At 43.0% G+C, this 13,699-nt stretch carries 13 protein-coding genes and 1 pseudogene; 10 read left to right on the top strand and 4 right to left on the bottom strand.

Features of this window, described 5'->3' with window-relative positions:
- From HMPREF2701_RS11315 to HMPREF2701_RS03400, 3 genes are all read left to right on the top strand, one after another.
- On the top strand, positions 1–522 hold a 522-nt coding region (locus HMPREF2701_RS11315; protein ID WP_222563129.1), incomplete at its 5' end, for an LPXTG cell wall anchor domain-containing protein.
- Between the two features lie 263 nt (positions 523–785).
- The gene (locus HMPREF2701_RS03405; RefSeq protein ID WP_070482081.1) at positions 786–1,640 is read left to right on the top strand and encodes a VOC family protein; all 855 of its coding nucleotides are present in this window, start codon (positions 786–788) and stop codon (positions 1,638–1,640) included.
- A 149-nt stretch (positions 1,641–1,789) separates the two neighbouring features.
- Entirely contained in the window at positions 1,790–2,047 is a 258-nt protein-coding gene (locus HMPREF2701_RS03400) for a metal-sensitive transcriptional regulator (RefSeq protein WP_000185159.1), read from the top strand.
- A gap of 188 nt (positions 2,048–2,235) precedes the next feature.
- Here HMPREF2701_RS03400 and HMPREF2701_RS03395 read toward each other — a convergent pair whose 3' ends face one another.
- Genes HMPREF2701_RS03395 through HMPREF2701_RS03385 form a run of 3 tightly spaced genes read right to left on the bottom strand, consistent with a single transcriptional unit; the run spans position 2,236 to position 4,503 of the window.
- Entirely contained in the window at positions 2,236–2,532 is a 297-nt protein-coding gene (locus tag HMPREF2701_RS03395) for a rhodanese-like domain-containing protein (protein WP_042749802.1), read from the bottom strand.
- Positions 2,522–4,177: an FAD-dependent oxidoreductase gene (locus HMPREF2701_RS03390; RefSeq protein WP_061590531.1), complete on the bottom strand. Its 1,656-nt coding sequence runs from the start codon at positions 4,175–4,177 to the stop codon at positions 2,522–2,524. The genes HMPREF2701_RS03395 and HMPREF2701_RS03390 overlap by 11 nt, the downstream gene beginning before the upstream one ends.
- 20 nt (positions 4,178–4,197) lie before the next feature.
- A complete protein-coding gene (locus HMPREF2701_RS03385; RefSeq protein ID WP_042749805.1) occupies positions 4,198–4,503 on the bottom strand; it encodes a rhodanese-like domain-containing protein in 306 nt (101 codons plus the stop codon).
- Between the two features lie 175 nt (positions 4,504–4,678).
- On the opposite strand from HMPREF2701_RS03385, the gene HMPREF2701_RS03380 reads away from it, so the two are divergent.
- From HMPREF2701_RS03380 to rpsD, 7 genes are all read left to right on the top strand, one after another.
- Entirely contained in the window at positions 4,679–5,443 is a 765-nt protein-coding gene (locus HMPREF2701_RS03380; RefSeq protein WP_049510872.1) for a nucleoside phosphorylase, read from the top strand.
- Between the two features lie 33 nt (positions 5,444–5,476).
- Positions 5,477–6,856: a TrkH family potassium uptake protein gene (locus tag HMPREF2701_RS03375; RefSeq protein WP_023944048.1), complete on the top strand. Its 1,380-nt coding sequence runs from the start codon at positions 5,477–5,479 to the stop codon at positions 6,854–6,856.
- A 13-nt stretch (positions 6,857–6,869) separates the two neighbouring features.
- Positions 6,870–7,535, top strand: a complete 666-nt coding sequence (locus HMPREF2701_RS03370; protein WP_001283909.1) for a potassium channel family protein — start codon at positions 6,870–6,872, stop codon at positions 7,533–7,535.
- A 124-nt stretch (positions 7,536–7,659) separates the two neighbouring features.
- A complete protein-coding gene (locus tag HMPREF2701_RS03365) occupies positions 7,660–10,221 on the top strand; it encodes an SSURE domain-containing protein (RefSeq protein ID WP_070482079.1) in 2,562 nt (853 codons plus the stop codon).
- 123 nt (positions 10,222–10,344) lie between these two features.
- Entirely contained in the window at positions 10,345–11,043 is a 699-nt protein-coding gene (locus tag HMPREF2701_RS03360) for a response regulator transcription factor (protein WP_061590529.1), read from the top strand.
- The gene (locus tag HMPREF2701_RS03355; protein WP_061590528.1) at positions 11,040–12,092 is read left to right on the top strand and encodes a HAMP domain-containing sensor histidine kinase; all 1,053 of its coding nucleotides are present in this window, start codon (positions 11,040–11,042) and stop codon (positions 12,090–12,092) included. Before HMPREF2701_RS03360 ends, HMPREF2701_RS03355 begins: the two co-directional genes overlap by 4 nt.
- Before the next feature lie 194 nt (positions 12,093–12,286).
- A complete protein-coding gene (rpsD, locus tag HMPREF2701_RS03350) occupies positions 12,287–12,898 on the top strand; it encodes a 30S ribosomal protein S4 (protein WP_000092756.1) in 612 nt (203 codons plus the stop codon).
- Between the two features lie 95 nt (positions 12,899–12,993).
- On the opposite strand, the pseudogene HMPREF2701_RS10615 reads toward rpsD, so the two are convergent.
- Positions 12,994–13,251 (bottom strand): annotated as a pseudogene (locus HMPREF2701_RS10615) (tyrosine-type recombinase/integrase); the annotation flags it as partial.
- Positions 13,252–13,699: the final 448 nt, after the last annotated feature.

The raw sequence follows: 13,699 nt of genomic DNA, 5'->3' as shown, positions 1-13,699 counted from the left end.
GACTTGACAACACCAGGTAAGAAAGATCCAGTCAAAGTAACTGTGGAATTACCAAATGGAAAAGTTATTGTAGTAGAAGTTCCAGTAACTGTTACTCCAAAAGCGACTCCAGCTCCAAGAGAAACAGTTAAAACTACCCCAATCGTAGTAGAGGTTGGAACTCCAATTGGCAAAGATGATGTTAAGAAACATGTTGAGTTACCAAAAGGTGCCGAAATCGTAGAAGTTGGAGAAATCCCAGCAACTGATACGGCAGGACAAAAACCAAGTGTTAAAGTAAAAGTGAAACTACCATCAGGAGAAATCGTAGAGGTAGAAGTCCCAGTAACAGTCATACCTAAGCATGTTGAACCATCAACTCCAAACCAACCAGCTTCTCAACCATCAACACCTAAAAATGTTGAAGTTCAAAAAGAATTGCCTAACACAGGTACAGAAGCCGACTCTAGCTTAGCAGCACTTGGACTTTTAGGTGTCTTGAGTGGATTTGGACTTGTTGCTCGCAAGAAAAAAGAAGACTAATTCTAATTAGATTTTCTGATAAGAATAAGGAGTAGGATATCATATCCGCTCCTTTTCTTTTTGGGATTGAGATGAGAGTTATCATAGCATTGGTTAAAAATTTTCGGTGGTTTTATTGTCAATTCTCTGTAGATTTTCTCGTTCTAATCCCATATAGACAAGATTACAGAATCATGATCTATAAGTTGTCTAACTTGACTTTCTTGATGGGAATGATATAATAGTTGTAACAAAAAGTATTACAACAGAAAAGAGGACTATTTATGACCTATGAATACAAGAGCCACATTTATTTAGCAGAGGCAGTTTTAAATGTAAAGGATTTGGCAAGTCAAACAGCCTTTTATCAGCAAGTTATTGGTTTAGAAATCTTATCTAAAACTGAGACAGAGGTAGTTCTAGGCCTGGGTGGAAAAGCCTTGGTACACTTGATTCAAGCACAAGAGAGCGGAGAAGTGAGGGAACATTATGGCCTTTATCATCTGGCAATTCTCTTGCCGACACGAAAGGCTTTGGCAAATGTCTTAAAACACCTGACAGATTTACAGATTCCTCTTGTCGGCGGTGCAGACCACGGTTACAGTGAGGCTCTTTACTTGGAGGATTTGGAGGGGAACGGCATTGAACTCTATCGAGATAAGCCGGTTTCCACATGGGATATTCGAGAAGATGGACGTATTATCGGGGTCACTGAGGCTCTTGCGGCACAGGCTATCTATGAGTTGGGGGAAAGAGTAGAGCCCTTTATCCTAGCAGAAGGTACGAGAATGGGCCATATCCATCTTTCCGTCAAGGATAGTCGAAAGTCCAGCCAGTTTTATCAAAAGGTGTTAGGACTAGAGGATAAGTTCAGTGTGCCTAGCGCTAGTTGGATTGCAGCTGGAGATTATCATCATCATTTGGCAGTCAACGAATGGGGAGGAAAAAATCTGGCTCCGCGTAAGGCAGGTTTGCCAGGTTTAGCCTACTATGTCATTGAAGTCGCGCATAAAGAAGAACTGTTAACGATTGCCCAGCGAGCGCAAGAAGTTGATGCACCAGTTAAGTGGCTGACATCTAGCCAGTTGGAAATCACAGACTCAGACGGAATTGTGACTCGTATTCGTTTAGCAAGGTAAAACTAGAAAACTCTAGTAAATTATCAGTATGGCTAGTTTACCTTTTGAAAAGTCTTTGATAACAGAACTGAGTGAGCTGGATGGGCGAGAATTTTGACAAAGAAGCTGATTAGAGATATAATGAAGAAAAATCGAGCAAGGAAAAAGAAATGACAAACTCAAAGTATATTACTCGTTTGAAACGTTCAGAGGGCCAGTTGCGTGGGATTCAAAAGATGATTGAAGAAGATCGTGACTGTGCTGATATTGTGACGCAACTGACAGCAGTGAAATCTAGTGTGGAGCGCGTGATTGAGATGATAATTACGGAAAACCTTACTGAATGTATCAATCAGCCACTAGATGATCCTGAAGCTCAAAAGGAACGCCTAGAAAAGGCCATCCGATACTTGATTAAACGGAAATAAAGAGATGAGAGTTGCAAAGATCTCTGCTAGTAGAATAGTTTAATGTGAATCAAGAGAGGCTGGAAAAAGTCTTTAAAATAAAAGAACGCATACTATCAGGTGTTGAAAGCCTTGATAGTATGCGTTTTATTGTGGGGAAATTTACTTCATTTTCTCCTGAAGTTGAGTTTTTGCCCAGCTCCTTTTGATTATTCTACTTGACCTGGCCAAGCATTCATGCCACCTTCTACATTGGTAACAGTGAGGCCTTGGGCGCTGAGAAATTGGCAGGCAGAGGCAGAACGTACTCCTCCTTGACAGATGACATGGTATGTACGGTCAGAATTGAGTTCTTTGTAGCCCTGCTCTAAGGTACTTAACGGAAGATTTTTGGCACCTGGTGCATGTCCTGCTTGGAATTCATGTGCTTCACGGACATCGATAAGCTCTAAATTTTCATTTTGATATTTTTCATAAAAGTCAGCCATACTGATACTAGTTTCCATATTCTACTCCTTCTGGGTTAGCCATTTTGTATAGTGAATAAGCGCCGTCAAGGTTTTGTACGGTAAATCCTGCTTGCTTGAGGATACGCTCTGCGATATAGCTGCGTAAACCACTGTGGCAGCTGACGATGTAGGCCTGGTTCTTGTCCAGTTCATTCAAGCGTTCCCGTAGTTCGTTTAGGGGGATGTGTATAGTGTCTACCTTAAGTCGACCACTTTGAAGTTCGCCACTTGTCCGCACATCTAGGAATTTCTTACCCTTAGCTAGTTCGTCTTCGAGCTGATACCATTGAATATTGTCGCTGAGACCTTCGACAAGGTTTAAGGCTGCGTAGCCCAGCATATTGACGGGATCCTTGGCAGAACCAAATGGTGGCGCATAGGTAAACTCTAACTCTGGTAAGTCAAAGACGGTGAGATTTCCCTTGATAGCAGTTGCCAGGATATCGATGCGCTTGTCAACGCCTTTCTTACCAACTCCTTGGGCACCGTAGATTTTTCCAGTGTTTGGGTTAAAGAGGAGCTTCAAGGTCATATCAGTAGCGCCTGGATAATAACCAGCATGGTCTTTACCGCTGACATGAAGGGGCTTGTAAGGAAGTTGATTCATGCTAAGGATACGCTCGCTGAGCCCAGTCGAAGCAGCTGTCATATCAAAGGCACGAACGATAGCAGTGCCGATACTTCCCTTGTTTGTACGTTCTAGTCCTGCGATGACGTCTGCCACTTGGCGTCCCTGACGATTGGCAGGAGAAGCGAGAGAGATGAGGGCATCTTGGCCTGTGATTTCTTGCTTGACAATGATAGCGTCACCGACAGCATAAATATCTTTTTGACTGGTTTCGTAATGTTCATCGACTAGGATACCACCACGAAGTCCCAGTTCAATCCCCGCAGCTTTTGCCAGTCCGTTTTCAGGTTCAACACCGACAGAAAGGATGGTGAGGTCAGAAGTGATCTTTTGCCCGTTTTCGAGAACGATGATTTTTCCTTGGTCTTCAAATCGAATCGCAGACTGAGAAGTGATAACGCGAACACCGTTTTTAACCAATTCTGCTTGGACAAAGGCTGCCATTTCTTGATCTAATGGTGGCAAGACATGGGGTGCTTTCTCAACAATAGTAACTTGCAGGCCACGTTTTGCCAGATTTTCAGCCATTTCAAGCCCGATAAAGCCTGCACCAATAACGACAGCTTCTTTTGGATAATTGTCCAAGGCTGCCATGATTTCATCGAGATCGGGAACATTGCGAAGAGTGTAGGCGTTCTTAGCTTCTACCAAGCCTTCAATGGTAGGAACAAATGGTTTAGCTCCTGGGGAGAGGATCAGCTTGTCGTAGCTTTCTGTGAATTCCTGTCCATCATGGCGTATGGTCACAGTGTGCTTTGCTGGCGAAATGCTGATGACTTCATGGAAAGGACGAACATCCAAATTAAAGCGTGCTTTGAGACTTTCAGGAGTTTGGACCAATAAGCTATCACGGTTTGCAATTTCTCCTGAAACATAGTAAGGAAGTCCGCAGTTTGCAAAGGAAACAAAGGGACCTTTCTCAAAAATAGTGATTTCAGCGTCTTCCATGAGACGTCTGAGGCGGGTTGCTGCTGACATACCGCCTGCAACTCCTCCGACAATGATAATTTTCATTGACTTTCTCCTTTATATATCTAGATGACCTTACCTGTCCAAGCGCTCATACCGCCTCGGACATTGATGACATCATATCCTTTTTTCTTTAGCTTTTTCGCAGCTAGTTTGCTTCGCACACCAGAATGACAAATGACATAGAGTGTTTCTTTTGTCGCTGGTGTGTAGGAACCAATTTCGGTTAGAGGAACATTTTTGGCATTTTTGATATGGCCTCTACGAAATTCCATCGGCGTCCGAACATCCAGTAGCTGAATTGGTTCCTTGAGTTTGGCTTCTAACTCGCTGGTAGAAATACTGTCAATTTTTGTAAATAAGTGAAACATAGGCACCTCCTAATATACCCTTATGGGGTATATTAAACCATGAAGTCAAGCTTTTGTCAAGCAAGTTGTTTTGAGTTGGTGGAGATTGTATTGTTTTTATCCTCAGTTCATCAACCCCCTACTTGACACTCTGTCAGCTTTTGATACAATAGTACAAAATTAGAGGAGGTGGGTTATGATTCAGAAACATGCGATTCCTATTTTAGAGTTTGACGACAATCCTCAGGCGGTCATCATGCCCAATCACGAGGGGCTGGACTTGCACTTGCCCAAGAAGTGTGTCTATGCTTTTTTAGGTGAGGAGATTGACTGCTATGCGAGGGAAGTAGGGGCGGACTGTGTCGGCGAATTTGTTTCAGCCACCAAGACCTATCCAGTCTATGTCGTGAACTACAAGGGCGAGGAGATTTGTCTGGCTCAGGCTCCTGTGGGCTCCGCTCCAGCAGCCCAGTTTATGGATTGGTTGATTGGATATGGTGTGGAGCAGATTATTTCTACAGGTACCTGTGGAGTGCTGGCTGATATAGAAGAAAATGCCTTTCTAGTCCCTGTTCGCGCTCTGCGAGATGAAGGAGCTAGTTATCACTATGTGGCACCTTCTCGTTATATGGAAATGCAGCCAGAGGCTATTGCTGCTATTGAGCGAGTGTTGGAAGCCAGAGGGATTCCCTATGAAGAAGTCATGACCTGGACGACAGACGGTTTTTACCGAGAAACGGCTGAAAAGGTGTCTTATCGTAAGGAAGAAGGCTGTGCTGTTGTGGAGATGGAGTGTTCTGCGCTTGCGGCAGTAGCCCAACTGCGTGGGGTTCTCTGGGGAGAATTGTTGTTCACAGCTGATTCTTTAGCAGACTTGGATCAGTACGATAGTCGTGACTGGGGTTCAGAAACTTTCGAGAAGGCCTTGGAACTCTGCCTTGAGATTGCCTTTCAGTTCTAGCTACTCTTCTTCTTTTTATGGTACAATGGATGTATGTTATTTAAATTATTTGTGAAAAAAATTGAAAGAGCCTTGGGCGGACTTTCGCCAGCTCGTCGGATTTTTCTGAGTTTCGCTGGAGTTATTTTTATAGGTTCTCTTCTTTTGAGTTTGCCTTTTGTTCAGGCAAGTGGTTCTCAGGCTACTTATTTTGACCATCTCTTTACGACGGTGTCCATGGTCTGTGTGACTGGTCTTTTTACGCAACCAGTGGCTACTACCTATAATGTCTGGGGGCAGTTGATTTGTATGCTCTTGATACAGATTGGTGGTCTGGGGCTCATGACCTTTATCGGGATTTTTTATATCCAAGGCAAGCAAAAGCTTAGTCTGCGTAGTCGTGAAACCATTCAGGAGAGTTTTAGTTATGGGGAAAGTAAGTCTTTGAAGTCCTTTATGCGGTCTATCTTTTTGACGACTTTTCTGGTGGAGGGCTTGGGTGCCTTTCTACTAAGTTTCCGTTTTATTCCTGAGTTCGGCTGGGGAAGGGGCATTTTTACCTCCATCTTTTTAGCCATTTCAGCCTTTTGTAATGCTGGTTTTGATAATTTCGGCAGTAGCAGTTTAGTGGCTTTTCAGACGGATCCCTTGATCAATCTGGTCATTGCTGGTTTGATTATCACGGGTGGTCTCGGCTTTATGGTCTGGTTTGACTTAGCAACCCAGTTTGATAAGAAGAAAAAACGCCGTCTGCGTTTCCACACCAAGTTGGTTCTCTTCTTGACTGCAGGGATTTTGCTGTTTGGGACAGTATCTACACTCTTTACGGAGTGGCACAATCCAGGAACCATTGGCAATCTCAGCGTTCCAGAGAAAGTGCTGGTTAGCTTTTTCCAAACCGTCAGCATGAGAACAGCTGGCTTTGCCTCTATTGACTACACTCAAGCTCGGCCTGTGACCCTGTTTATCTATATCCTACAGATGTTTCTCGGAGGGGCGCCTGGAGGGACGGCTGGGGGTCTCAAGATTACGACTTTCTTTGTCTTGTTGGTTTTTGCGCGTAGTGAATTGCTGGGCTTGCCTCATGCCAATGTTGCGCAGAGAACCATTGAGGCTCGAACAGTTCAAAAATCCTTTAGTGTCTTCATTATCTTTTTGATGACCTTCTTGTTGGGCTTGATGTTGTTGGGAATTACAGCAGAAGGAACACCGCGATTTATTTACCTCATGTTTGAGACCATTTCAGCCCTTGCGACAGTTGGGGTAACGGCAAATCTGACACCAGAACTGGGCAAGTTAGCTCTCAGCATTGTCATGGTACTCATGTTTATTGGCCGTATCGGTCCCTTGACCTTGCTGGTCAGTCTAGCGGATTACCAGCCTGATAAGAAAGATTTGATTCAGTATATGAAAGCAGATATTAGTATTGGATAAGAAAGGAAGAACTATGTCAGATCGTACGATTGGAATTTTAGGTTTGGGGATTTTCGGGAGTAGTGTCCTGACGGCCCTAGCCAAGCAAGATATGAATATTATTGCCATTGACGACCACGCTGAGCGTATCAATCAATTTGAGCCAGTTTTGGCGCGTGGAGTTGTGGGCGATATTACAGATGAGGAACTCCTCAGAACTGCAGGAATTGATACCTGTGATACGGTTGTAGTGGCAACAGGGGAAAATCTAGAGTCGAGTGTGCTTGCAGTTATGCATTGTAAGAGTCTAGGGGTACCAAGGGTTATTGCCAAGGTCAAAAGCCAGACAGCTAAGAAGGTGCTAGAAAAAATCGGTGCTGACTCGGTGATTTCACCTGAGTATGAAATGGGGCAGTCTCTAGCGCAGACCATTCTCTTTCATAACAATGTTGATGTCTTTCAGCTGGATAAAAATGTGTCTATCGTAGAGATGAAAATTCCTAGTGTCTGGGCAGGTCAAAGCTTGAGCCAGCTGGATTTACGTGGCAAATATAACCTCAATGTCCTAGGATTTCGTGAACAAGAAAATTCACCGCTGGATGTCCAGTTTGGCCCTAATGATCTCTTGAAGGCGGATGCCTATATCTTGGCGGTCATTAACAACCAGTATCTAGATGATTTGGCAGAATTAAATTCGTAAAAAAATTAATATAAGTATTTTATAAGAGGGATTTAAGAAAAATTTTAACTTTTTCTTAATCCTTTTTAATTTTAGGAGATTATACTAGAGTCATCAAATAAAGAAAAACTCTAAGGAGAATCCTATGAAATTCAATCCAAATCAAAGATATACTCGTTGGTCTATTCGCCGTCTTAGTGTCGGTGTTGCCTCAGTTGTTGTGGCTAGTGGCTTTTTTGTCCTAGTTGGTCAACCAAGTTCTGTACGTGCCGATGTGGTCAATCCAAGCCCTGCTCAAGTAGCGCCAGATGCGACTGCGGTGAGTGAAAAGAGCTACTTACCAGTAGGAGTTCTCAAAGAAGCAGTCGATACAGCTCTTCCTTCAGAACAGGCAGATTCAACACCTAAAGCAAGCTTGGATACTGCAAGCTCTCCAGAAAAAGCAGATGCAGGTGCTAAAGAGCCAGTAGTAGCACCAAAAGAAGAAGCGCAAGCAAAACCAGAATCTAAGAAAGAAACAGAAGATGCGGTTAAACCTGTGGAAAGTCCTGCAGCTACAGTTGCTGGACAAGACCGTGAAGCAAGTGAAACTCAACCAGCAACCACTCCAGCTGAAGTCCAAAAAGGCGTGGCTGACAACACTAAAGATACAGTGGATGTACCAGCTACTTACTTGGACAAAGCTAATTTCCCAGGCCCATTTACAGCTGGTGTCAACCAAGTCATTCCATATGAGTTCTTCGCCGGAGATGGTATGTTAACTCGCCTTATCTTGAAAGCTTCTGACAAGGCCCCATGGTCAGACAATGGTTCAGCTAAAAACCCCGCTCTTCCACCAGTTGAGAAATTGGGGAAAGGTCTCTACTTCTACGAAGTAGACTTGGCAGGTACTCAAGGTAAATCTGATAAAGAGCTTCTAGACCTCTTGAAACAAAACGGCGCTCAAAGCTATAAAGCTACCATCAAAGTGTACGGTGCTAAAGACGGCAAGGCTGATTTGACTAATCTCGTAGCGACTAAAGATTTGGATGTCAACTTGAATGGCTTGACTACTCCAGCTGAAGTTCAAAAAGGCGTGGCCGACAATACTAAAGACACAGTAGATGTCCCAGCTACTTACTTGGATAAAGCTAATTTCCCAGGTCCATTCACAGCCGGTGTTAATCAAGTTATTCCTTACGAATTCTTCGCCGGCGACGGTATGTTGACTCGTCTTATTTTGAAAGCCTCAGACAAAGCCCCATGGTCAGACAACGGCTCAGCTAAAAACCCAGCCCTTCCACCAGTAGAAAAATTGGGCAAAGGTCTCTACTTCTATGAAGTGGACTTGGCAGGTACTCAAGGAAAATCAGATAAAGAGCTTCTAGACCTCTTGAAACAAAACGGCACTCAAAGCTACAAGGCGACTATCAAGGTGTACGGCGCTAAAGATGGCAAGGCTGATTTGACAAATCTCGTAGCGACTAAGGATTTGGATGTTAATTTGAACGGCTTAACTACTCCAGCTGAAGTTCAAAAAGGCGTGGCCGACAATACTAAAGACACAGTAGATGTACCAGCCACTTATTTGGACAAAGCCAATTTCCCTGGCCCATTCACAGCAGGTGTTAACCAAGTCATTCCATACGAATTCTTCGCCGGAGATGGTATGTTGACTCGTTTGATTTTGAAAGCATCTGACAAGGCTCCATGGTCAGACAATGGTTCAGCTAAAAACCCCGCTCTTCCACCAGTAGAAAAATTAGGCAAAGGCCTCTACTTCTACGAAGTGGATTTGGCCGGTACTCAAGGTAAATCTGACAAAGAGCTGCTTGACCTTTTAAAACAAAACGGTACGCAAAGCTATAAAGCTACTATCAAAGTGTACGGTGCGAAAGACGGCAAGGCAGACTTGAGCAATCTGGTAGCGTCTAAAGAATTGACAGTGAACTTGAATGGCTTAACTACCCCAACTGAAGTCCAAAAAGGCGTGGCTGACAATACCAAAGACACAGTAGATGTTCCAGCTACTTACTTGGATAAAGCCAACTTCCCAGGTCCATTCACAGCTGGTGTCAATCAAGTTATTCCATACGAATTTTTCGCCGGTGACGGTATGTTAACTCGCCTTATCTTGAAAGCATCCGACAAGGCTCCATGGTCAGACAATGGTTCAGCCAAAAATCCTGCTCTTCCACCAGTAGAAAAATTGGGCAAAGGCCTTTACTTCTATGAAGTAGACTTGGCCGGTACTCAAGGTAAATCTGACAAAGAGCTTCTAGACCTTTTGAAACAAAACGGTACGCAAAGCTATAAAGCTACCATCAAGGTATACGGTGCGAAAGATGGCAAGGCCGATTTGAGCAACCTCGTAGCGTCTAAAGAATTGACAGTGAACTTGAATGGGTATAAGCCCCTCAATGATATGAAATCTAAAATGCCAGCTGTTAGCCAAGATAAGATGATGCCTAACAAAGAGCAGGACAAAACCATGAATGCTAGCCAGCCTATGGTAACCTCAAGTAAAATGCCTGATGAAGGCAAGATGGCATCTACTAACAAGGTATCAAGTCCAATGATGGCTGCTCACATGAAAGGCCAAAAAGACATGCTTCCATATACTGGTGAAGCCCAAACATCAATGGCTACTCTTGGATTCTTTGGATTAGCTTTGGCCGGACTTCTAGGTGGACTCGGTTTGAAAGCTAAAAAAGAGGAAAATGACTAGTCTAGTTACAGACTTTCTATCTAGGATTTGAAAAATCCAGATATCGTTTAGAATGTTCGTAAAGAGATAAAAATAGTGTTATACTATTGTGGTATAGCACTGTTTTTTTCAAAGGAGAGACAGATGGGAAAGACAATTTTACTCGTTGACGACGAGGTAGAAATCACAGATATTCATCAACGCTATCTGGTTCAGGCAGGATATCAGGTTTTAGTGGCCCATGATGGGGTAGAGGCCTTGGAAATCTTCAAGAGAAAAGCGATTGATTTGATTATTACAGATATCATGATGCCTCGGATGGATGGTTATGATTTGATTAGTGAGGTTCAGTATCAATCTCCAGATCAGCCTTTTCTCTTTATCACGGCTAAGACTAGCGAGCAGGACAAGATTTACGGCCTGAGCTTAGGGGCAGATGACTTTATTGCCAAGCCCTTTAGTCCACGTGAGCTGGTTTTGCGTGTCCACAATATCTTGCGTCGCCTTCATCGTGGAGGTGAGACAGAAGTCGTCAGTCTCGGGGATTTACGGATGAATCACGGTAGTCATGAGGTCCAAGTCGGAGATGTGGCGCTTGATTTGACAGTCAAATCCTTCGAACTTCTATGGCTTTTAGCCAGCAATCCAGAGAGAGTTTTTTCTAAGACAGACCTCTATGAAAAGGTCTGGCAAGAAGACTATGTGGATGATACTAATACCTTGAATGTTCATATTCATGCTCTTCGACAGGAGTTGGCTAAACATGCCAGCGCAGAAACGCCTGCTATAAAAACTGTCTGGGGTTTGGGCTACAAAATTGAGAAAGCACGAGGTAGTCAATGAAATTAAAAAGTTATATTTTAGTGGGGTATGTCATTTCAACACTCCTAACGATTATCGTGGTTTTTTGGGCTGTTCAAAAAATGCTGATTGAGAAAAGCGAGATTTACTTTCTGCTTGGAATGACCATCGTTGCCAGCCTTGTCGGTGCTGGGATTAGTCTCTTTCTCCTGTCGCCTGTCTTTACATCATTGGCCAAACTCAAGGAACATGCCAAGCGGGTAGCGGATAAGGATTTTCCTGCAAATTTGGAGGTTCAAGGACCTGTAGAATTTCAGCAATTAGGCCAAGCTTTCAATGAAATGTCTCATGATTTGCAGGCGACCTTTGATTCCTTGGAAGAAAGCGAACGAGAAAAGGGCTTGATGATTGCTCAACTTTCGCATGATATCAAGACCCCCATCACTTCAATCCAAGCGACGGTAGAAGGGATTTTGGATGGGGTTATCAAGGAAGGAGAACAGGACCATTATCTAGCAACCATTGGGCGTCAGACGGAAAGACTCAATAAACTGGTTGAAGAGTTGAATTTTTTGACTCTAAATACAGCTAAAAATCAGATGGAAACGACCAGCAAGGACAGTATTTTTCTGGACCAGCTCTTGATTGAGTGCATGAGTGAATTTCAGTTCTTGATTGAGCAGGAGGAGCGAGATGTCCATTTGCAGGTAATCCCAGAGTCTGCCCGGATTGAAGGAGATTATGCCAAACTTTCTCGTATCTTGGTGAATCTGGTCAATAACGCTTTTAAATACTCTGCTCCAGGAACCAAGCTGGAAGTGGTGGCTAAGCTGGAAAATAACCAGCTTTCAATCAGTGTGACCGATGAGGGACAGGGGATTGCCTCAGAGGATTTGGAGAATATTTTCAAACGCCTTTATCGTGTAGAAACTTCGCGTAACATGAAAACAGGTGGTCATGGTCTTGGTCTTGCGATTGCGCGTGAATTGGCCCATCAATTGGGTGGAGAAATCACAGTTACCAGCCAGTACGGCCTCGGAAGCACCTTTACCCTCCTTCTTAACCTCTCTGGTAATGAAAATAAAGCTTAAAAACCCTTTACAAATCTAGCCATTCATGGTAAAATGGATTTTGTGTGAAATATCAGCAGGAAAGCATGAAGCTCGTCAACAGGTGTCTTATGATAAGTAACCTTGGCTGTTTAGGCGAAGGGCATCTGCACGAATCAGGGCTTTCTAAGTGACTATTTCCACCGAAATATTATTTATATCAGGAGGACATTCATATGTCACGTTATACAGGACCATCTTGGAAACAAGCTCGTCGCCTTGGCCTTTCACTTACAGGTACAGGTAAAGAATTGGCACGTCGTAACTACGTACCAGGACAACACGGACCAAACAACCGTTCTAAATTGTCAGAATACGGTTTGCAATTGGCTGAAAAACAAAAACTTCGTTTCACTTACGGTGTAGGTGAAAAACAATTCCGTAACTTGTTCGTACAAGCTACAAAAATCAAAGGCGGAATCCTAGGTTTCAACTTCATGCTTCTTTTGGAACGTCGTTTGGATAACGTTGTTTACCGTCTTGGTCTTGCGACTACTCGTCGTCAAGCTCGTCAATTCGTAAACCACGGTCACATCCTTGTTGACGGAAAACGCGTTGACATCCCATCATACCGCGTAACTCCAGGTCAAGTGATCTCAGTTCGTGAAAAATCATTGAAAGTTCCAGCAATCCTTGAAGCAGTAGAAGCTACTCTTGGACGTCCAGCATTCGTATCATTCGACGCTGAAAAATTGGAAGGTTCATTGACTCGCTTGCCAGAACGCGACGAAATCAACCCAGAAATCAACGAAGCACTTGTCGTTGAATTCTACAACAAAATGCTTTAATTTTAAGATATATCTTACAGAAAGCCTACAACAGTGGGCTTTTTGCTTTGTATTAAAACGTTGATTTCTGGGTTTGTCATCATTTTTGTCATCACTTATAACGAACTTACAGCTTTCTCATAAAATGAGACGGCTGTTTTTGCTTTTTCTTTGGAGAGATGACTGTAAGTGTCCATAGTCATAGCTAGTGTAGAATGACCTAGACGATGTTGTAATTCTTTATAGGGTATTCCAGAGTTTAGCAAAAGACTAGCATGTGTGTGTCTGAAACCGTGGAATCCAATATTAGGTACACCAGCATGTTTGAAACGTGTGTTTAAACGAGTTGATAGTGTTTTATTGTTTGCGTATTGGGGAAATAATAGAAGTTTAAAAGTTTGTTATTTTAAATTTGATGTTTATAAAATGATTAGCAGATAAGAAAAGGAACAACTTGCCTTAATTGCCTGCAGAATGGTAAGGAGATAAGAGAGAAAACACCTCTTAATGGCTTATCTCATGGTATGAGAGTAGTCCTGAAGTAAGAGCGAACCAAGAGAAAATAAAAAAGCACCTAGAATAATCTAAGCGCTCAAGAGTAGTGGACGGTGTGCCTGTCCCGTCATCTCATACTATGAAGTTGCGTAGCGACACTATTATTTCTACCTCACTTCTCTTTAAACTAATTATATCATAAAGGAGTAGCAGCTTGACCACTGACGAAGTAGAAAAGAAGTTAAAAAGCTATCGTAATAATCTCTTGTTGATTGAATATTAGAATAGGAAAGTTTATAATGAACTTAAAGTAAAGGAGGTTTCGTT

This window comes from Streptococcus sp. HMSC077D04, assembly GCF_001808785.1.
Lineage (GTDB): Bacteria > Bacillota > Bacilli > Lactobacillales > Streptococcaceae > Streptococcus > Streptococcus mitis_BX.
Note: the sequence above shows the minus strand (reverse complement) of the source record. Positions and strands in the feature narration are given on the sequence as shown.